Consider the following 20,915-nt stretch of genomic DNA (forward strand, 5'->3'; position numbering starts at 1 on the left):
AATTCACAACGGTGATGTATTGTAACAAGATTTTCTTTCGAGTAAATTTTTAAGCGAAAATATTCTTGCAGAAAGTAATATGCTGAATATAAAATCGAAAAAATTAAATATTTATTCATTTAAGTGGTGGTTTTATGCGTAGTACTGAATTGGTTCAATGGTTTCGACAATCAAGCCCCTATGTTAATGCCCATCGAGGAAAGACCTTTGTATTAATGTTAGATGGGGCGACTTTAGCAAGTCATTATTTTGTGAATATTATTGATGATATTAGTCTATTGCATAGTTTGGGCATTCGCTTAGTTGTTGTTTTTGGGGCAAGAGATCAGATTAATCTTGCTTTGGCAGAGAAAGGGATTGCTGAGCATTACCACAAACATATTCGGATCAGCGATCCCGCAACATTAGACACAGTTAAACAGGTTGTAGGGGCTTTACAGTATGATATTACGGCACGTTTATCGTTGCGAATGAATAAATTACAAGGCAATGCGGTGCCGAATGTGATTAGTGGGAATTTTGTCATCGCCCAGCCAATGGGGGTTGATGATGGTGTTGATTACCAGTTGAGTGGTAAAGTGAGACGGATTGATATTCACGGCATAAAAAATCAGTTAGCCCAAAATGCAATAGTGGTTATTAGCCCAGTTGCTGTGTCGGTAACAGGGGAAACTTTTAATTTAGCCTTTGAAGAGTTAGCAAGTAAAATTGCGGTGAAATTAGAGGCAGAGAAATTAATCGGTTTTTGCGATCAACAAGGTATTTTAGATGCTCAACAGCAAGTCATTTCCGATCTTAATCCTGATCAAGCTCAAAAAGTATTAGATACATTGATCAATCTGGATCGATACCATTGCTCGCAAGCTCGTTTTTTGCAAGCGGCAATAGAAGCTTGTTGCAATGGCGTTAAACGAGCTCACTTGTTAAGTAATATTGAAGATGGGGCATTATTGCAAGAACTTTTCTCCCGTGATGGTATTGGAACACAAATTTCATTACAAAATTCAGAAATTGTTCGTACGGCAACAATTCAAGATATTCCAAATTTATTAGGCTTAATTCAGCCGTTGGAACAACAAGGTATTCTGGTTAAACGTTCGAGAGAACAATTAGAAATGGAGATCGAACGTTATACTATTATTGATCGTGATGGAGTGATTATTGCTTGTGCTGCCCTTAATTTATATCCAACAGAAAAAATGGCAGAAATGGCGTGTGTTGCAGTTCACCCTGATTATCGCAACTCTTCTCGTGGTGATGTTTTACTCAATACCATTCAAAAAAGAGCGAAGCAATTACAGGTAGAACGTCTTTTTGTTTTAACCACTCGCACAGTCCATTGGTTTCAAGAAAGAGGTTTTCAGCTTGCAAGTGTTGAGGATTTACCTGCAGAAAAACGCCAACATTATAATCATCAACGGCGCTCAAAAATTTTAATTCAAGATTTAACTACAAATTCTTATTAAAACTAGGTTGTTATGGCAAGATTTTATCATCGACACCCTTATCCACCTTTTATTCCTGAAGGGGCGACTAAATTAATTGTGGGGACGTTGCCACCTCCTCGTTTTTCTATTCCCGCTTTGAAGGAAGGAGATGTTGATTTTTGTTATGGAACTCGAGATGGTTTATTGTGGCGAATTTTAGGTAACATTTTTTCTATTGATTTTCCATTTGAGACTTCTCAGCGAGCAATAGATAGTCGAGTAGCATTTTTAACTCAATACAAGATAGGCATTTGTGATATGGTTGAAGCCTGTTACCGACAAAAAATAGATGCCAGTGATCTTGGTATGGAGCAGATACAGTTGCGTAATTTATTGGCACAACTGGAGAATCATCCAACGATAAGTACTATTTTATTTACAGGGGGAAATAGTAAAAATGGACCTGAATATCTGTTTCGCCGTCATTTAAAACAACAGCAACTGCATTTAACCTTAATTACCGCAGATTCCCCCAAAATTCATCGTTTTTCTTATGCTGGGCGAGAGATTACAACCGTTTCTTTAATTGCACCATCAGGTTCTGCTAATCGAGCGATTGGTAGTATTCCTTTGTATAAACAACGTAAACAAGAAAATCCAGCTTATTCCCCTTTTGATTTTCGAGTAGAGCAATACCGACCGTTTTTTAAAGGTAATTAGGTTTTGAATTAGAGTTTAAAACGATGAATTAATTGGTTGGCTGAACCTCGCCAAATAAGGCTAGGATCAGCTTGTTCTTGGATAAATTTACCGTCAATTAATACATCAAGGTAGGGTAAAATTTGTTGTTGGTAATCGCTAAGCTCAGCAAGTCGATACCCCGTCCAACACCAAATATCTTTTTCGGGACATTCTCTTTTAACACGTTGAACAAAGGGTAATAACACCTCTAAATTAAGTGGATGCAAAGGATCACCACCACTTAAACTTAAACCTTGTCGTTTAATCCGAGTATCTTGTAGGTCTCGAATAATTTGATCTTCCATCGCTTGATCAAACAAAACACCAGCATCAAAAGACCAGCTTTTTTGGTTATAACAGCCTTTGCAATAATGGCTACAACCTGCAACAAATAAAGTACAGCGTGTGCCTTCACCGTTGACAACATCAATCGGATAATATTGTAAGTAATTCATTTTAAAGGTGTTTAATGCGTCTTTTCACTTCTTCTTGCTTTCCAGCATTGAAAGGTCTGGCATCAGGACTACCTAAGTAGCCACAAACTCTGCGTGTTACAGATACTTTACTACTGTCGTGATTGCCACACTTAGGGCAAACAAAGCCTTTGCTGGTGCAGTCAAATTCACCTGTAAAGCCACACTCATAACATTCATCAATTGGGGTATTTGTGCCGTAGTAAGGCACCAGTTGATAGCTATAATCCCAGACATCTTCCAACGCTTTAAGGTTGTGTTGTAAATTAGGGTATTCGCCGTAGCAAATAAAGCCACCACTTGCAATTGGTGGATAGACTTTTTCAAAATCTAACTTATCGTATGGATTTACTTTTTTCTCAACATCTAAATGAAAGCTATTGGTGTAGTAGCCTTTGTCGGTTACCCCTGCAATTTTACCAAATTGTTGTTGATCTAAACGGCAAAAACGATCACATAAATTTTCACTTGGAGTTGAATATAAACCAAAAGCATAACCGCTTTCTTGGCGCCATTGCTCAACGGCTTTTTTCAGGTAGGCTACAATTTCTACCCCTTTTTCTCTTAGGGTATCATCATCAAAAATATGCCCTTGACCGTATAACGCATTGATTGTTTCGTGAATCCCAATATAGCCAAGAGAGATTGAAGCACGTCCATTTTTAAAAATTTCTGCAACGCAATCTTCCGCTTTTAAGCGGACTCCACAAGCTCCTTCCATATATAAGATAGGAGCAACTTTAGCTTGAGTTTGTTCTAAGCGAGCAATTCTGGTAAATAGTGCTTGTTTCGCTATTGCAAGTCGTTGATCGAGAAGTTGATAAAAGGAGTGTTCATTTCCTTTCGCTTCTAAAGCAATACGTGGTAAATTGAGGCTTACCACCCCTAGATTATTCCGTCCAGCGTGGATTTCTTGTCCATTTTCACGATAAGCACCGAGAAAACTACGGCAACCCATTGGGGCTTTAAATGAACCAGTCACTTTTACCACTTGATCATAATTTAAAATATCGGGATACATTCTTTTTGATGCACAAGTTAAGGCAAGCTGTTTTATGTGATAATTAGGATCTGTTGGGCGTAAATTCACGCCCTCTTTTAAGCTAAAGACTAATTTAGGGAAGACCGCGGTTTTGTGATTTTTACCTAAACCTACAATTCGATTTTCTAGAATAGCTTGTTGAATTAATTTAGCTTCCCAACTTGTTCCTAATCCAAAACCAAAGGTAACAAAAGGCGTTTGCCCATTGGCGGTGTGTAAGGTGTTGACTTCATATTCTAATGATTGGAAGGCATCGAAACACTCTTTTTCTGTACGTTCAAGTGCATATTTCTCTGCTGCTGGGATTTGATAGCGGTGTGCAATCTCAAGATGTTTTTCATAACTTTTTGTAACATAAGGCGCAAGAACTTCATCAATCCGATCAATAGTTGTGCCACCATAAATATGGCTAGCAACTTGAGCAATAATTTGTGCTGTTACTGCAGTTGCGGTGGTAATGGATTTTGGCGTTTCAATTTCAGCATTTCCCATTTTAAATCCATTTAAAAGCATTCCCTCTAAATCAACTAGCATACAGTTAAACATTGGGAAAAAAGGAGCATAATCTAGATCGTGGTAATGAATTTCTCCTTTTTCGTGAGCAGCAACGATTTCGCTTGGCAACATATAGTGTTTGGCATAATGTTTCGCCATAATTCCCGCTAATAAATCCCGTTGAGTAGGGATCACTTTTGCATCTTTATTTGCATTTTCATTGAGAAGGGCGGCGTTGTTTTGATGTAATAGACTTTCTACTTCACGGATTAAATCTGTATAAGCCATCGCATTATCTTGAGTCTTGCTGATCATTATCGGAGAATCCTTCTGTAAGCTGAGGGTTATTGGGTTGAATACTATATATTGTTTTTTTTTAAATTCAACTCACAATATATTGTTATTTTGGTTATATTTTATCCTTTTAAATATGAGAATATAGGATGATTATTTTGTTAAAAAAATGTAAAAAAATGTATTTAAGATAGTTGAATACGAGCGATGGTTGTTAAAAAAGTGTAACAATAAAAGAAATGATATTGTCTTTTTTCAGCATAAAAAGGTTATTTTTTTAGGGTTTAAATGGCATAAAAATAGACAAATTTTAAATTCTTTATACATATTAATTTTATTGTAAGTTGATATTAAAACAAGGTAAGTATATTTGTGTGATATATCTCACAGTTTTTTGGCGTATGAATGGTAGGAAATAAGAAAACTTTTTAAAATAGCCCACTAGTTATTGTGTAATAAAATAGGAAACATTATGGACAGAAGACGTTTTATTCAAATAGGGGCTTGTAGTATTTTAACTTTGGGGGCAACAAATTTTGCTCAAGCAGCAGGAGAGAATAACTCAAATGTTGCATTACGCATTATTGCGACGACCGATGTACACGGGTTTCTAACCGATTTTGATTATTATAAGGATGCACCAACCGATAAATTTGGTTATACAAGAACAGCGACCTTAATCGAACAAGCTCGCCAACAAGTTAAAAACAGCGTTTTAGTCGATAATGGAGATTTAATTCAAGGGAATCCTATTGCAGATTATCAAGCCGCAAAAGGTGCTAAAGAAGGGCGACCAGATCCTTCAATTTCAACCTTCAATCTGATGAAATATGATGTTGGTACCTTAGGAAATCACGAATTTAATTATGGTTTGGCTTATTTAGATCAAGCGATTGCACAAGCGAATTATCCGATCATTAATGCTAATGTTGTTAAAGCAGAGGATAAAACCCCACGTTTTCAACCCTATTTTATTCAAGAAAAAACCGTTGTTGATCAACAAGGTAAGTCTAAAATCTTAAAAATAGGTTACATTGGATTTGTTCCACCACAAATTCTGGTATGGGATAAAGCGAATTTAGATGGCAAGGTTGATGTTTATGATATTAAACAAACTGCCGAAAAATATGTACCTATTTTAAAACAACAAGGTGCAGATATTGTGATTGCATTAGCGCATACTGGTCCATCAGATCAACCTTATCAAGTTGGTGAAGAAAATGCCGCTTTTCATTTAGCTGATGTGAAAGGGATTGATGCGATAATTTTTGGGCATGCACATCGTTTATTCCCGCACAAAGAGTTTGCAACCGCTACTGGTGTAGATCTTGAGAAAGGTACCATCAAAGGAGTGCCAGAAAGTATGGCAGGTTACTGGGGAAATAATATTAGTGTGATCGATTTAACCTTAGCACAGCATAATGGCAAATGGTTTGTTGTTGAGGGCAAAGCTGCATTACGTCCGATTTATGATGTTAATCAGAAAAAAGCAACGGTTAAAAATCATCCTGAAGTTGAAAAGTTTTTAGCACCAGTTCATCAAGCGACCCGAGAATTTGTTTCCCAACCTATTGGTCAATCTAGTGCGGATATGTATAGTTATTTAGCATTAATTCAAGATGATCCAACAGTAAAAATAGTCAATCAAGCTCAACAAGCCTATGCAGAACAGGTGGTAAAAAATATCCCTACCCTTGCAGGGATACCGGTACTCAGTGCTGCAGCACCATTTAAAGCAGGTGGACGGAAAAATGATCCAGCAGGTTATACTGAGGTGGATAAAGGCAAGTTGACCTTCCGCAATGCAGCAGATCTTTATCTCTATCCAAATACCTTAGTGATTGTGAAGGTAACAGGACAAGAATTGAAAGAATGGTTAGAGTGCAGTGCTGGTATGTTTAATCAGATTGATCCAAAGCGTACTAGCACACAATCACTATTAAATTGGTATGATTTCCGCACTTATAATTTTGACACCATCAGTGGGGTAGAATATCAAATTGATGTAACAAAACCTGCTCGCTATGACGGCGATTGCCGTCTGATTAATCCGCAAGGGGGACGCATTGTCAATTTAACCTATCAAGGAAAAGCTGTTGATCCGCAAGCAGAATTTTTGATTGCAACGAATAATTATCGTGCTTATGGAAATAAATTCCCGGGAACTGGTGAGAAAAATGTCGTCTATGTCGCACCAGATGAAAATCGCCAAATTTTAGCCAACTACATTACCCAACAAAGCCAGTTACAAGGCGAGGTAAACCCAGTAGGAAAATTAAACTGGCGGATTGCACCAATTAATACTAATACCAAGTTAGATATTCAAGTGGAAACTTCACCGTCTGCAAAAGCGAAACATTTTATTATGACCAACGCAATATACCCAATGGTATATGTCGGGCAAGATGATGTTGGCTTTGCACTATATAAAGTAGATTTAACCCAGTAACAGAATATAAAAATAGCCTAATTATTTTATTAATTAGGCTATTTTAATATTGATAATTAAAAGTTATTAGAATCATCATAAACCAATTTCCTACTTGATCGTTTATCACAAAAATAAACTCATTTCTTCATCTCTCGATCCGTTCTGCTTGTTTTTGTATTACAATAATGGCGATTTTTTTATGTTAAGAGGATAAAAAGATGATTATTGTAACTGGTGGTGCAGGGTTTATAGGCAGCAATATTGTTAAAGCACTGAATCAAATTGGAAGAAAAGATATTTTAGTGGTAGATGATTTAACAGACGGGACTAAATTTGCAAATTTAGTTGATTTAGATATTGCTGATTATTGTGATAAAGATGATTTTATTGCTTCAATCATTGCTGGCGATGATTTTGGACATATTGATGCGGTATTTCATCAAGGTGCCTGTTCAGCCACTACTGAATGGGACGGCAAATATATGATGCAAAACAATTATGAATATTCAAAAGAGTTGTTGTATTATTGTTTAGATCGTCAAATTCCTTTCCTATATGCTTCCTCAGCAGCCACCTATGGCGATAAAACGGTGTTCAAAGAAGAACGTGAATTTGAACGTCCATTGAATGTATATGGCTATTCAAAATTCTTATTTGATCAATATGTCAGAGAGATTTTACCTGAAGCACAATCTCCAGTTTGTGGTTTCCGTTATTTTAATGTGTATGGTCCAAGAGAAAACCATAAAGGTAGTATGGCAAGCGTGGCTTATCATTTAAATAGCCAAATTTTAAAAGGTGAAAATCCAAAATTATTTGCTGGCAGTGAGGGCTTTTTGCGTGATTTTATTTATGTTGGCGATGCAGCAATGGTTAATATTTGGTGTTGGCAGAATAAAATTTCAGGCATTTATAACTGTGGTACAGGGAAAGCTGAAAGTTTTGAGGAAGTGGCAAAAGCGGTTATTAAGTTCCATCAAAAAGGAAAAATTGAAACTATTCCGTTTCCTGAGCATCTAAAAAATCGTTATCAAGAATATACTCAAGCGGATCTCACTAAATTACGAGCGATTGGCTATGATAAGCCATTTAAAACAGTGGCTGAAGGGGTTGCAGAATATTTGCAATGGTTAAATAAGTAGGCTTGTGTGGCGAAAAAGATTTAAAAAAGCTATAATTTTACAGTTTTCAACTAATTGAAAAGGATTAAAAAATGAGTTTAAAAAATGTACCAGCCGGCAAAGAATTGCCAGATGATATTTATGTGATCATTGAAATTCCAGCAAATGCAGATCCAATTAAATACGAAGTTGATAAAGCATCAGGCGCATTATTTGTCGATCGTTTTATGGCAACGGCAATGTTTTATCCTGCTAATTATGGTTATATCAACAATACACTTTCTTTAGATGGTGATCCTGTTGATGTATTAGTGCCAACACCATATCCATTACAACCGGGTTCTGTAATTCGTTGCCGTCCAGTGGGAATGTTAAAAATGACCGATGAATCTGGTGAAGATGCAAAATTAATTGCTGTTCCACATAGCAAATTAAGCAAAGAATATGATCATATTCAAGATATTGATGATGTTCCTGCATTATTAAAAGCACAAATTCAGCATTTCTTTGAAAGCTATAAAGCGTTAGAAGCTGGCAAATGGGTGAAAGTTGATGGCTGGGAAGGCGTTGAAGCCGCACGTGAAGAAATCAAATCCTCTTTTGAACGTGCTAAAAAATAGTCGTTATTAACCTCAAAAGCACCGCTTTACTCTCTAAGTAAAGCGGTATTTTTTTATATGAACATCAATAAATTATGTTTCAATTTAAGCAATTTACAGTACAAGACGATCGCTGTGCAATGAAAGTTGGCACTGATGGGGTGCTATTAGGGGCGTGGGCAAGGGTTGAGCAAGCAAAGACAGCCTTAGATTTAGGAACAGGTTCTGGGTTGATCAGTTTAATGTTGGCACAGCGTAATCCTAATTGTCGTTTAGTTGGGGTTGAACGAGAAGTTAACGCCTGTATGCAAGCAAGAGAGAATGTTGGATTAACACCTTGGGCGGAACGCATAGAGATAATTCAAGCGGATGTTTTGTTGCCAAACTTGAAGATGATGTTACCAGTGGCTGGGTTTGATTTGGTTGTGTCGAATCCCCCTTATTTTACCCAAGGGATTGCGTGTCGAGATTTGGCTCGGGATCAAGCACGTTATTTAGCCGAAGGGGAACATTCACATTTAACTTGGTTAAAAGTAGCCGAAGGTTGTCTTAATCAGCACGGTTGTATCTGCTTTATTTTACCTTTTGTTGAAGGAAAACGCTTGTTAGCACAGTTATCACAAACTTCCCTTTATTGTGCAAAAGAGTGTCAAGTTGTCACTAAAGTTGGCAAAGCACCACAAAGGGTGTTGCTTGAATTTCGCCATAAAAGAGCAACTTTAGATTTAACAACACAAAGGCAACAAATCGTGCTATATGATCAAGCCAATCATTATCACCCTGATGTTTTGCCAATGTTACAGCCTTTTTATTTAAAACTTTGATTTATTGTGTGAAAAAGTGTTGAATTGATTGTAATGCTTTCTCTCGGATAGGATCTTTCTCAAATAAAATTTCGTGTTGTGCCTTTGGTAGTTTGTATAATTTTGCTTGTCGGAAAAGTGAGGAAAATTGTTCTATCTTTGTATTCGACACAACTTTATCTTGCCCTGCCTCTAGAATCAGTAATGGTATTTCTACCTGTTTAATTTTTTGTGGTAATCGATTAAAGGCATTAAAAATTTGGTGGAGCCAAGCAAAAGTAGGCCCTCCAATGCGTAATTGTGGGAAAGCTTGATAGATACGATTATGCCATTTTATTCTTGTTTTACAGTAACTAAGATGGTTTTTGTGTAAGTTTGCTGGTCGGTAAGCACCATAGCCAAAAACATAACTTTGACTTTGTCCGAGTAATATTAACAGAGCAACAAGTAATTTATCTCGCCACAGGTGTTTTCGAGGTAAACCAAAAAGTGGGGCTGACAAAACGGCTTTATCAATATGATGAGGATAGTTAGCTAGGTAAAATGTAGCAATTAATCCTCCCATTGAATGGGCAATGAGGTATTGGTGTTTATAACTATTTTGATTCACGATATGCTGAATAAGGCAATCTAAATCATCGACATAGAACCTGAATTGGTCGATATATCCTTTTTCTTTATCGGTTAATAGGCGATCTGAATAGCCCTGTCCTCGATGATCAAACACAAGAATATCGTAGCCAAGCTGGTAAAAATCAAAAGCAATTTCAGTCCATTTTAAGAGATTTTCAGCCCTGCCATTAATAAGAATCAAAAGATTATCAGCTGGTTTTGGATGTTGAAAATGACGATATGCTAAGCGGATACCTTTATTACCAGTTAAATAATGTAATGGAAAGCGTTCAGCAAAAGGTAAGAGGACTTGGGTAGCGAATTGATTGAAGTGTAGTTCTCGTTCTAATAGTGGTTGCATTGCTTTCTCCATTATATTACTTAGTGGAAGATTCAGGCTGAGTGTAATAAAAAACCGAGTACGTTAGTACTCGGTTAATAAATTATTTTAGGTCATCAGATAGACAAGGTTGAATTGCCATTAAAATTTGTTTTGTTAATCTTGCTGGTGCTGCAACAATATTACCTGATTTTAGATAATTATGTCCGCCAACAAAATCACAGACCAAGCCACCTGCTTCACGCACGATCAGATCACCTGCGGCACAATCCCATGGCTTAGTGCCAATTTCAAAATAGCCATCAACACGTGATGCAGCGACATATGCAAGATCTAAAGCGGCTGAACCTGTACGGCGGAAATCCGCACAATCTTGGATAAGTGCTTCGACCATTTTCAAATGAGTAGGAATATGACGTTTAGTTTTGAATGGGAAACCGGTTGCAAGGATAGCACCTTGTAATTCTGTTTTGTTTTCGGTGCGTAAGCGATATTCATTTAATTTTGCACCTTTACCACGTACGGCTGTAAAAAGTTCATTCCGAATTGGATCATAAATAACGCCAACTTCAGTGATGCCTTTGATTCTAATTGCAATAGATACGGCAAAGTGAGGTAACCCTTTGATGAAGTTTGTTGTGCCATCTAGTGGATCGATGATCCATTGAATATTACCTTCTTTCCCTTCTAATGCTCCGCTTTCTTCACCGATAATTGTATGATCAGGGTAAGATTTACGGATAATTTCTATAATTGCTGTTTCAGCTGCTTTATCAATATTAGTAACAAAGTCATTGGTACTTTTTTCGATAGTTTTTATTTCATCACGGCGTTCATAACCTTTAGCAATAATATTGCCTGCTTTTCGTGCCGCACGAACTGCGATATTTAACATTGGATTCATAATGCCACCAGATTTTAAAGAACAGGAATAAAAAATTAGCTTAGTATTATAGGCAATTTTAAATTAAATAGCGAGGGCGTTTTATTCTCGTTAAGGGTAACTAATGTTAGAATGATCGCCTTTTTTTCTAAGTTAATGAGATTATGTTAGATAGAATTAAAATTGTATTAATTGAAACATCACATACAGGGAATATTGGTTCAGCCGCACGAGCGATGAAAACCATGGGGTTACACCATCTTTGTTTGGTTGCACCGAAAATACTACCAGATCAGCAAGCGATGGCATTATCAGCAGGTGCAACAGATGTTGTTGAGCAGGCTGAAATTGTCGGCAGTTTTGAAGAAGCAATAGCAGATTGTACTTTGGTTATTGGTACCAGTGCGAGAAGCCGTCATTTTCAAACTACGCAAATTGAACCAAGAAGCTGTGGTGAACGGGTGGTAGAACAAGCCAATATTGGTGGAAAAGTTGCGGTTGTATTTGGGCGAGAAAGAGTCGGCTTAACCAATGATGAATTATTAAAGTGCCATTACCATTTGAATATTCCTGCTAATCCAGAATATTCCTCACTCAATTTAGCGATGGCAGTACAATTAGTGAGTTATGAGATTAGAATGGCATGGTTATCGTGGCAAAGATCCTCTCAAAAAATGGCAACTATAACACCTGATCCGATTGTTTCGACCGAGCAACTTCCACCTAATCAGAAAGAATTAGAATACTTTTTTCATCAGACCGAGCAGCTTTATACCGAATTGGGATTTATCCAAAATCCAGTTGTTATGCAAAAGTTAAGACAGCTTTATTTACGTCAACATTTACGCAAAAATGAATTGAATATTTTGTTAGGTATGTTGACTGCAGTAAAACAGAAAATTCGTTAGTAAAACCTATCAGAAAGAGTGGTAAAGCTTAGGGATTACAAGGGGGAGAATACTTGACTAAAATAGTGGGTTATGTGAGAATTTATCGTATTGTTTTAGTCTTGGTTTAGCTATTTGTTCAGGAATTTTGGCATGAAATTGACTTCAAAAGGGCGTTATGCAGTTACAGCAATGTTAGATATTGCATTAAATTCAGCTCAAGGGCCAGTTACATTATCCGATATTTCTGAACGACAAAAGATCTCGCTTTCGTATTTAGAGCAACTATTTGCAAAATTACGCCGTAAAGGCTTGGTACGAAGTGTGAGAGGACCGGGTGGGGGATATCAGCTTGGCTATGATAGTGCTGACATTTCTATCGGTATGATAATTCTTGCTGTAAATGAAAATATTATGGCGACAAAATGCCGTGGACATGCCAATTGCCAAGGTGGTGTTCGGTGCTTAACGCACTCATTATGGGAGCAGTTAAGTGAACGAATTGAAGATTTTTTAAACGGTATTACCGTGGCTGAATTGGTTAATGCACAAAGAGTAAAACAGAGTTGTAAGCATAACCATAATAACGATTTTAAGGTGATTAATCGTTAAGATATCACCATCTTGCTAGGAGTATAAAATGAAACTACCAATTTATTTGGATTATTCTGCTACTTGCCCTGTTGATGAACGTGTAGCAAAAAAAATGATGGAATATATGACTTTTAATGGGAATTTTGGTAACCCAGCTTCTCGTTCGCATAAGTTTGGTTGGCAAGCAGAAGAAGCGGTGGATATTGCCCGTAACCATATTGCCGATTTAATTGGAGCGGATTCTCGTGAGATTGTTTTTACATCAGGGGCAACAGAATCTGATAATTTAGCCATTAAAGGTGTAGCTCATTTTTATCAAAATAAAGGCAAGCATATTATTACTTGTAAAACAGAGCATAAAGCAGTATTAGATACTTGCCGTCAATTAGAGCGAGAAGGTTTTGAAGTCACTTACCTTGCACCAGAATCTGACGGATTAATTGATTTAGAAAAATTAAAAGCAGCAATGCGTGAAGATACTATTTTAGTATCAATTATGCATGTTAATAATGAAATTGGTGTTATTCAAGATATTGAAAAGATTGGTGAAATTTGCCGTGAACGGAAAATTATTTTCCACGTTGATGCGACCCAATCAGTGGGTAAATTACCAATTAATTTAGCTGAATTAAAAGTTGATTTAATGTCAATGTCTGCTCATAAATTATACGGACCTAAAGGTATCGGGGCATTATATGTTCGCCGTAAACCAAGAGTACGTTTAGAAGCTTTAATTCACGGTGGCGGCCATGAAAGAGGTATGCGTTCTGGTACCTTGGCGGTGCATCAAATTGTAGGTATGGGTGAAGCATACCGTATTTGTAAAGAAGAAATGGCAACTGAAATGCCACGTTTAACTGCTTTACGTGATCGTTTATATAACGGATTAAAAGATATTGAAGAAGTTTATGTCAATGGTTCTTTAGAGCATCGTATTGGTAGTAACTTAAATATTAGCTTTAATTATGTAGAAGGCGAATCGTTAATGATGTCTTTACGTGATATTGCAGTATCATCAGGATCGGCTTGTACTTCTGCAAGTTTAGAACCTTCTTATGTTTTACGTGCTTTAGGATTAAATGATGAATTGGCACATAGTTCAATTCGTTTCAGCGTTGGACGTTATACCACCGAAGAAGAAATTGATTATACGATTGAATTAGTCAAAAAAGCGGTAAACAAATTACGTGATTTATCGCCACTTTGGGATATGTACAAAGAAGGGATTGATTTCAATACTGTTGAATGGACGGCTCATTAATAGGTAGCAAAGGAGTATATAATGGCTTATAGTGAAAAAGTGATTGATCATTATGAAAACCCACGTAATGTAGGATCATTTGATAAAAAAGATCCAACTGTTGGTAGTGGAATGGTGGGTGCCCCTGCTTGTGGTGATGTAATGCAACTACAAATTAAAGTTAATGATGACGGTATTATTGAAGATGCTAAATTTAAAACTTACGGTTGTGGTTCAGCAATTGCCTCAAGTTCGTTAATTACTGAATGGGTAAAAGGTAAATCGTTAGATGAAGCACAAGCAATCAAAAATAGTGATATTGCGGCAGAACTAGAATTACCACCAGTAAAAGTACACTGTTCAATTCTTGCGGAAGATGCGATTAAAGCAGCGATTGCAGATTATAAAGCAAAAAAACAGAAATAATTGAATCTCCCTTTCTAGCTTATAAGAGTTAGAAAGGGTTTCTATTATCGGGAGAATTATGGCGATTACATTAACTGAAAGTGCAGCAACACGGGTGCAACATTTTTTGCAAAATCGAGGCAAAGGTATTGGTTTACGTTTAGGCGTAAAAACATCAGGTTGTTCAGGTTTAGCTTATGTTCTTGAATTTGTTGATGAGTTGAATGAAGATGATCAAGTTTTTGAACAGTATGATGTTAAGATTATTGTTGATGCTAAAAGTTTAGTCTATTTAGATGGTACACAATTAGATTTTGTCAAAGAAGGTTTAAACGAAGGGTTTAAATTTACCAATCCAAATGTAAAAGAAGAATGCGGTTGTGGTGAAAGTTTCCACGTTTAATTTTAGCCTTTCGAATTAAATTTGCTTACCTAAGAGAATGTTTAAATTATGCAAACCCCCTTTGATATTTTTGAACTGGCTGTTGAGTTTGATCTGAATCTTGAACAACTATCACAACGTTACCTTGCTTTACAGAAAAATTTACATCCAGATAATTTTACGGCAACAGATGAACAACAACAACGTTTAGCATTACAACGTTCTTCACAAATTAATGATGCTTATCAAATCTTAAAAGATCCGATATCCCGAGCAGAAGCGATTTTAGCAATAGGTACGCAACAAGCGGTGGCTACTGAACAGACTAATCAGGATCTCACTTTTTTGATGCAACAAATGGCTTGGCGAGAGCAGTTAGAAGCGTTAGAACAGCAAGCACAATCAACGGATATATCAGCAGAGTTAAATAGTTTGCAACAAGACGTGGAAGAATTACAACAACAACAAACAGAACAATTACGTTTGCAATTAGCTCAGAAACAGTGGGAAACTGTTAAACAAATTATAGATAGATTAAAATTTATTAAAAAATTGCAACAAGAAATAGAACGCTTAGAAGAAAAATTGTTCGATTTCTAAATAAATGGAATAAATTATGGCATTACTACAAATAGCAGAACCGGGTAAGAGTGCTGCTCCTCATCAACATCGTTTAGCGGTAGGTATTGATTTAGGCACTACAAATTCGTTGGTTGCTAGTGTACAAAGTGGCAGTAGTCAAATTTTACTTGATGAACAAAATCAAGTATTAACGCCTTCAATAGTTCATTATGCTGAAAATCAGGTTTTAGTTGGTAAGCTCGCAGCAGAGAAAGCGGTCATCGATCCGCAAAATACTGTTATTTCCGTGAAACGTTTAATTGGACGTAGTTTAGCTGATATTACACAACGCTACCCTCATTTACCTTATCAACTCCAAGCTAGTGAAAATGGTTTACCGCTATTATCTACCCCTCAAGGCTTACGTAGTCCAATCGAAGTATCGGCAGATATTCTTAAACATCTAGCAAGTTTTGCTGAAAAACGTCTAGGAGGAGAATTAGTCGGTTGTGTGATTACTGTGCCTGCATATTTTGATGATGCTCAACGTCAAAGCACCAAAGATGCGGCTCGTTTAGCTGGATTAAATGTTTTACGCTTATTAAATGAACCAACCGCAGCAGCAATCGCTTATGGTTTAGATAGTGGGCAAGAAGGGGTAATCGCAGTTTATGACTTAGGTGGTGGTACTTTTGATATTTCCATTTTACGTTTAAACAAAGGCGTTTTTGAAGTTTTAGCGACTGGTGGTGATACTGCATTAGGTGGTGATGATTTTGATCATTTATTAGCTGATTATATTGTTGAACAAACGCAAAAAGCACCTCAAGATTCGCAACAAAAACGCCAGTTATTAGAGTTAGCGATTCAAACTAAAATTCAATTATCTCAACAAGCTTCTTGTGAGATTGAGTGGCAAGGATCTAAAGTTATTGTTACTCAAGAGCAATTTAATTTATTAATTCAGCCGTTGGTTAAACGTTCATTAATGGCATGTCGGCGAGCATTGAAAGATGCAGGGGTTAGTTTAGAAGAAGTGGTTGCAACTGTGATGGTCGGTGGTTCAACCCGTGTGCCTTTTGTACGTCAGCAAGTTGCTACTTTTTTTGGTAAAGCACCATTGACAAGTATTGATCCCGATAAAGTTGTAGCGTTAGGAGCAGCAATTCAAGCGGATATTCTAGTTGGTAATAAACCTGACAGTGATATGTTATTACTTGATGTTATTCCTCTTTCATTAGGGATTGAGACGATGGGAGGATTAGTTGAGAAAATTATTCCACGGAATACGACTATTCCAGTAGCCAGAGCACAGGAGTTTACCACCTTTAAAGATGGTCAAACTGCAATGTCTGTACATATCGTGCAAGGAGAGCGAGAACTGGTGGCAGATTGTCGTTCATTAGCTCGCTTTAGTTTACGTGGTATTCCACCAATGGTTGCGGGTGCGGCACATATCCGTGTTACATATCAAGTTGATGCTGATGGGCTATTGAGTGTAACTGCAATGGAAAAATCAACTGGCATACAATCTTCAATTCAAGTTAAACCTTCTTATGGTTTAACCGATGAAGAAATTAGCCAAATGATCCAATCCTCATTGCAGAATGCAAAAACAGACATGCAAGCAAGAGAGTTAGCCGAGCAACGAGTTGAAGCAGATCGGGTATTGGAAAGCGTAAGATCAGCGTTAGCGGCTGACCAACAATTATTAACAGAGCAGGAACGGCAAGTTGTTGATCGTGCGTTAAACCATTTAGAACAGACTAAACAGCAAGGAACAAGCAGCCAAATTATGCTTGCGATTAAAGAGGTAGATCTTGCGACAAGAGAGTTTGCAGCTCGGCGAATGGATCAATCTATTAAGAAAGCCTTATCCGGGCAATCGCTAGAACAATTAGAAACAACGTCTAAATAGAGTAAGGAAAGAATTATGCCTAAAATTGTATTTTTACCAAATACTGAACTTTGTCCAGAAGGAATGGTTGTTGAAGCTGAAACTGGAGAAAGTATTCTTGATGCAGCATTACGCTCAGGAATAGAAATTGAACATGCTTGTGAAAAATCTTGTGCTTGTACCACTTGCCATGTTGTTGTACGGGAAGGATTTGATTCTTTGAATGATAGCACAGATTTAGAAGATGATATGTTAGATAAAGCTTGGGGATTAGAAGTGGATAGCCGCTTAAGCTGTCAAGCAATAGTAGGTGATGAAGACCTAGTTGTTGATATTCCTCGTTATACAGTGAATCATGCTCGAGAAGAACATTAAAAGGAAACAAAAATGAAATGGCAAGATAGTCAGCAAATTGCGGAAGAACTTTATGATAAGTTTCCTGATTTAGATCCAAAAACGGTGAGGTTTACTGATCTACATCGTTGGATTTGTGAATTAGAAGGGTTTGATGATGACCCAGAAAAATCAAATGAAAAAATCTTAGAAGCAATTTTGTTGTGTTGGTTAGATGAATTTGATGATTAATCTAAACTAATATTTCAACTAAAAAGACTGAATATTATTATTCAGTCTTTTTAGTTTGATGGAAAAATAAATAAAGAATTTAAAATATTTATTAGATAAAAGAAAACCTATATCCTAAAATAATATTAAGATATAGGCATATAAATTTAAATTATAGTGTATTGATTAGATCTGAAAATTCTTTAATTTCTAGTTGTTGTTCTTTGATAATTTGTTCTGCAATTTCTTTTACTTTTTTATCTTTGGTTAAAGCAAGTATTTGATATGATGCTTGAATAGCACCTTGATGATGTGGAATCATACTAATTAAGAAATCTTTATCAATATTTCCACTGGATTTAACCATCATCGCAACCATCATTTCATTCATAGAATTTTTACTTTGATTAACAAAATTTTGATATTCTTGTTTTGAAATTTTGGTCGTTGTATAGTCTTTCTTAGCTAATATTTGTTTAAATAAAGCAACTTCTGCTTCTTGGGTTTTAATAATATTTTTTGCAATCTTAATTAATTTCGGATTTTTCGTATATTTTAATAAAATTTTTGATGAATCAATCGCACCTTGATGGTGTGGGATCATATTTGCCAGATAATCTTTTTCAATATCGCCACTTTCTGAATAAGGGGTTTTCATCATCTCTGCGTGCATACTATTAGCAATTTGAGCGGAAATATCATCTGAATTAAGCGTATGTACTGAATGGCTATTATGTGCGGTATGGTTAGTATTACTAGTATGATTATAGTTTGCCTGATGCCCAGAGTTATGTGAGTTGTGATTTTCAGCATATCCATTAATATAGATAGAACAGCCTAATATCGAGAGAAAAAGGGAAGTAAGTTTTAATTTCATTTCTGAATCCTCATATATTTTGAAGGGAAATGAATTCTAGCATAGCGTATTATGAAATAAAGTATCTATAATCTTATTTTATCTTTTTTACAAATAGATAAAAAAATAAAATTCTGATACTTTATAACATAATATTCAAAATAGCCGTATTTTATATAAATTAAATCGAATGATTATATTTAATTCTATAATAAATTAACTAATTCTTCGGCTAGTCCGAGATAATTAGCTGGGGTAAGTTGTTTTAAACGTTCTTTTTCAGCGAATGGTAATTCTAATTGATCAATAAACTGTTGTATGGCTTGTTGATCAACTTTTTTTCCTCGGGTGAGTTCTTTTAATTTTTCGTACGGTTTTTCGATGCCATAACGTCGCATCACCGTTTGAATTGGTTCTGCTAATACTTCCCAATTTTGATCGAGTTCAGCGAGTAAATGAGGTTGGTTTACTTCTAATTTGCTAATTCCTTTGCAGGTTGAGGTATATGCGATTAAACAGTAACCCAATCCAACACCTAAATTACGTAACACAGTTGAATCAGTTAAATCACGTTGCCAACGAGAAATAGGTAATTTTTGCCCTAAGTGTTGCATAATTGCATTGGCTAAACCTAAGTTGCCTTCTGAATTTTCAAAATCAATCGGGTTAACTTTATGTGGCATTGTTGATGAACCAATTTCACCCGCAACCGTTTTTTGTTTGAAATGTCCAACAGAAATATAGCCCCATATATCTCGATTAAAATCAATGAGGATCGTATTAAAACGGCTAATGCAATCAAATAACTCAGCAATGTAGTCATGCGGTTCAATTTGGGTGGTATATGGATTCCATTTAATTCCTAAACTTTCAACAAATTCTTGGCTAAATTGATGCCAATTAATTTCTGGGTAGGCTGAAATATGAGCATTATAATTTCCTACTGCACCATTTATTTTCCCGAGGATCTCAATTTGTTCTAATTGTTTTAATTGGCGTTGTAAACGATAAACCGTATTTGCCATTTCCTTGCCTAAGGTTGTTGGAGTCGCAGGTTGCCCGTGAGTGCGAGATAAAAGTGGAACCGCTTTATATTTACTGGCAAGTTGTGTAATTTGAGTAATGAGTTGTTGCCATTCAGGAAAAAGAATGTGTTGGCAAGCAGTTTTTAACATCAAAGCGTGAGAAAGATTATTAATATCTTCTGATGTACAAGCAAAATGAATAAATTCGCTGACTTGTGCTAACTCTGGGAGTTGCTGACATTTTTCTTTTAAAAAGTACTCAACCGCTTTAACATCGTGATTAGTAGTTTTTTCGATTTCTTTAATTCTTTCTGCATCACTTAAATTGAAATGGGTGATAAGGTGTTCTAAATAGCGATTTGCGTCATCAGAAAGGGGAGCAACTTCTTTTATTTCACTGGTATGAGCTAATTTTTGTAGCCAACGGATTTCAACGATAACTCGATATTTTAATAAACCAAATTCACTAAAAATATCACCTAACTTTGTGGTTTTGTTTTGGTAGCGTCCATCTATTGGTGAAACAGCGGTTAAAGGGGTTAATTGCATAGGTTCTCCATAATTATTTTTTAAGATAATGATTCGGTATAAAGTTTTTTTGCAGCATCAATCAGTTTGCGACGAGAAAATAACAGTTTCCATTTTGAACCACCGCTTTGTCGCCATAAAACAGCAGAACGAATACCAGCTAACAATACTGCCCGAATACTGTCTTGAATATAAGGGGTTTTTAATTTTTCTATTGAGCCTTTAACTTGGATTTTAGTTCCTAAAGGACTAATAATATCGCTATATATACCAGCTAATATTTTTAATGCTTGTTCGTGGGTAATATTATTATCAAATAAAGGAATTTGGTTTGGTAAAAATTGAATGCGTTTTGCAAGTTCTGTTTTAGCGTTTATATTGCGTTCTAATTTACTTTCTAAAGCAAGTAATCCAATCCAATATCGGCTAATTTCGTTATTAAAACTACTTTGATTGCCAGTCAGTTGTTCAAGTAATATGGTCAGACCTAAGTTTAAGTTTGCTACATCAGTATAAACAGAAAGTGTTGTATCTGGTGTCAAGATTAATAGGCTGTTTAAACTGGTTGTTAGTGCAGTTTGATCGGCAGTGCCTTGATATGCAAATTGTTGGACTAATTTAGCGACTTGGCATACTCCTGCAAGTGCTAAAGCCATATCACGATAATTACTCATACCTCCAAAATCCTCTCTAATTCTTTAAAAACGGTCAATTT

At 36.2% G+C, this 20,915-nt stretch carries 21 protein-coding genes and 1 pseudogene; 15 read left to right on the forward strand and 7 right to left on the reverse strand.

Annotated elements, in window-relative coordinates:
* Positions 1–134 precede the first annotated feature (134 nt).
* Both argA and CEP47_RS08350 read left to right on the forward strand, forming a co-directional pair.
* Entirely contained in the window at positions 135–1,466 is a 1,332-nt protein-coding gene (argA, locus tag CEP47_RS08345) for an amino-acid N-acetyltransferase (RefSeq protein ID WP_261920079.1), read from the forward strand.
* A 12-nt stretch (positions 1,467–1,478) separates the two neighbouring features.
* Positions 1,479–2,147, forward strand: coding sequence for a hypothetical protein (locus tag CEP47_RS08350; protein ID WP_261920078.1), 669 nt, complete (start codon positions 1,479–1,481; stop codon positions 2,145–2,147).
* 8 nt (positions 2,148–2,155) lie between these two features.
* Here CEP47_RS08350 and nrdG read toward each other — a convergent pair whose 3' ends face one another.
* Both nrdG and nrdD read right to left on the reverse strand, forming a co-directional pair.
* Positions 2,156–2,623 (reverse strand): anaerobic ribonucleoside-triphosphate reductase-activating protein, encoded by a 468-nt coding sequence (gene nrdG / locus CEP47_RS08355; RefSeq protein ID WP_261920077.1) that lies wholly within the window; start codon positions 2,621–2,623, stop codon positions 2,156–2,158.
* Position 2,624: 1 nt separating this feature from the next.
* Positions 2,625–4,445: pseudogene (gene nrdD / locus CEP47_RS08360) on the reverse strand (anaerobic ribonucleoside-triphosphate reductase); the annotation flags it as partial.
* A gap of 499 nt (positions 4,446–4,944) precedes the next feature.
* Here nrdD and cpdB point away from each other — a divergent pair.
* The 4 genes from cpdB to CEP47_RS08380 all read left to right on the forward strand — a co-directional run bounded on the left by cpdB (position 4,945) and on the right by CEP47_RS08380 (position 9,447).
* Positions 4,945–6,921, forward strand: a complete 1,977-nt coding sequence (gene cpdB / locus CEP47_RS08365; RefSeq protein ID WP_261920076.1) for a 2',3'-cyclic-nucleotide 2'-phosphodiesterase — start codon at positions 4,945–4,947, stop codon at positions 6,919–6,921.
* Between the two features lie 200 nt (positions 6,922–7,121).
* Entirely contained in the window at positions 7,122–8,045 is a 924-nt protein-coding gene (rfaD, locus tag CEP47_RS08370) for an ADP-glyceromanno-heptose 6-epimerase (RefSeq protein WP_261920075.1), read from the forward strand.
* A 71-nt stretch (positions 8,046–8,116) separates the two neighbouring features.
* On the forward strand, positions 8,117–8,644 hold the full coding sequence (gene ppa, locus CEP47_RS08375) for an inorganic diphosphatase (protein WP_261920074.1): 528 nt from the start codon (positions 8,117–8,119) through the stop codon (positions 8,642–8,644).
* A gap of 74 nt (positions 8,645–8,718) precedes the next feature.
* The gene (locus tag CEP47_RS08380) at positions 8,719–9,447 is read left to right on the forward strand and encodes a tRNA1(Val) (adenine(37)-N6)-methyltransferase (protein ID WP_261920073.1); all 729 of its coding nucleotides are present in this window, start codon (positions 8,719–8,721) and stop codon (positions 9,445–9,447) included.
* Position 9,448: 1 nt separating this feature from the next.
* On the opposite strand, the gene CEP47_RS08385 is transcribed toward CEP47_RS08380, so the two are convergent.
* The gene (locus CEP47_RS08385; RefSeq protein WP_261920072.1) at positions 9,449–10,399 is read right to left on the reverse strand and encodes an alpha/beta fold hydrolase; all 951 of its coding nucleotides are present in this window, start codon (positions 10,397–10,399) and stop codon (positions 9,449–9,451) included.
* Between the two features lie 82 nt (positions 10,400–10,481).
* Complete coding sequence (gene suhB, locus CEP47_RS08390) at positions 10,482–11,282, reverse strand: inositol-1-monophosphatase (RefSeq protein WP_261920071.1); 801 nt, start codon at positions 11,280–11,282, stop codon at positions 10,482–10,484.
* 143 nt (positions 11,283–11,425) lie between these two features.
* Between suhB and trmJ the strand changes: the two genes are divergently transcribed.
* The 9 genes from trmJ (at position 11,426) to iscX (ending at position 17,812) form a co-directional block, all read left to right on the forward strand.
* On the forward strand, positions 11,426–12,169 hold the full coding sequence (trmJ, locus tag CEP47_RS08395; RefSeq protein WP_261920070.1) for a tRNA (cytosine(32)/uridine(32)-2'-O)-methyltransferase TrmJ: 744 nt from the start codon (positions 11,426–11,428) through the stop codon (positions 12,167–12,169).
* A 132-nt stretch (positions 12,170–12,301) separates the two neighbouring features.
* Complete coding sequence (gene iscR / locus CEP47_RS08400; protein WP_261920069.1) at positions 12,302–12,760, forward strand: Fe-S cluster assembly transcriptional regulator IscR; 459 nt, start codon at positions 12,302–12,304, stop codon at positions 12,758–12,760.
* A gap of 28 nt (positions 12,761–12,788) precedes the next feature.
* Positions 12,789–14,003: an IscS subfamily cysteine desulfurase gene (locus CEP47_RS08405; protein WP_261920068.1), complete on the forward strand. Its 1,215-nt coding sequence runs from the start codon at positions 12,789–12,791 to the stop codon at positions 14,001–14,003.
* Positions 14,004–14,024: 21 nt separating this feature from the next.
* Positions 14,025–14,408: a Fe-S cluster assembly scaffold IscU gene (iscU, locus tag CEP47_RS08410; protein WP_261920067.1), complete on the forward strand. Its 384-nt coding sequence runs from the start codon at positions 14,025–14,027 to the stop codon at positions 14,406–14,408.
* A gap of 58 nt (positions 14,409–14,466) precedes the next feature.
* Complete coding sequence (iscA, locus tag CEP47_RS08415; RefSeq protein ID WP_261920066.1) at positions 14,467–14,790, forward strand: iron-sulfur cluster assembly protein IscA; 324 nt, start codon at positions 14,467–14,469, stop codon at positions 14,788–14,790.
* A gap of 48 nt (positions 14,791–14,838) precedes the next feature.
* Positions 14,839–15,369 (forward strand): Fe-S protein assembly co-chaperone HscB, encoded by a 531-nt coding sequence (gene hscB, locus CEP47_RS08420; protein WP_261920065.1) that lies wholly within the window; start codon positions 14,839–14,841, stop codon positions 15,367–15,369.
* Between the two features lie 16 nt (positions 15,370–15,385).
* On the forward strand, positions 15,386–17,248 hold the full coding sequence (gene hscA, locus CEP47_RS08425; protein ID WP_261920064.1) for a Fe-S protein assembly chaperone HscA: 1,863 nt from the start codon (positions 15,386–15,388) through the stop codon (positions 17,246–17,248).
* Positions 17,249–17,263: 15 nt separating this feature from the next.
* Positions 17,264–17,602 (forward strand): ISC system 2Fe-2S type ferredoxin, encoded by a 339-nt coding sequence (fdx, locus tag CEP47_RS08430; protein ID WP_261920063.1) that lies wholly within the window; start codon positions 17,264–17,266, stop codon positions 17,600–17,602.
* Between the two features lie 12 nt (positions 17,603–17,614).
* Positions 17,615–17,812, forward strand: coding sequence for a Fe-S cluster assembly protein IscX (iscX, locus tag CEP47_RS08435; protein ID WP_261920062.1), 198 nt, complete (start codon positions 17,615–17,617; stop codon positions 17,810–17,812).
* A 151-nt stretch (positions 17,813–17,963) separates the two neighbouring features.
* On the opposite strand, the gene CEP47_RS08440 is transcribed toward iscX, so the two are convergent.
* The 3 genes from CEP47_RS08440 to hflD form a co-directional block, all read right to left on the reverse strand.
* The gene (locus tag CEP47_RS08440) at positions 17,964–18,668 is read right to left on the reverse strand and encodes a DUF305 domain-containing protein (RefSeq protein ID WP_261920061.1); all 705 of its coding nucleotides are present in this window, start codon (positions 18,666–18,668) and stop codon (positions 17,964–17,966) included.
* Between the two features lie 185 nt (positions 18,669–18,853).
* Positions 18,854–20,221 carry an adenylosuccinate lyase gene (purB, locus tag CEP47_RS08445; protein WP_261920060.1) on the reverse strand — a complete coding sequence of 456 codons (1,368 nt, stop codon included), beginning with the start codon at positions 20,219–20,221 and terminating at the stop codon, positions 18,854–18,856.
* Positions 20,222–20,241: 20 nt separating this feature from the next.
* Complete coding sequence (gene hflD / locus CEP47_RS08450) at positions 20,242–20,874, reverse strand: high frequency lysogenization protein HflD (protein WP_261920059.1); 633 nt, start codon at positions 20,872–20,874, stop codon at positions 20,242–20,244.
* Positions 20,875–20,915: the final 41 nt, after the last annotated feature.

Origin of the sequence: Mergibacter septicus, from assembly GCF_003265225.1 — a bacterium.
GTDB classification, from domain to species: Bacteria; Pseudomonadota; Gammaproteobacteria; order Enterobacterales; family Pasteurellaceae; genus Mergibacter; species Mergibacter septicus.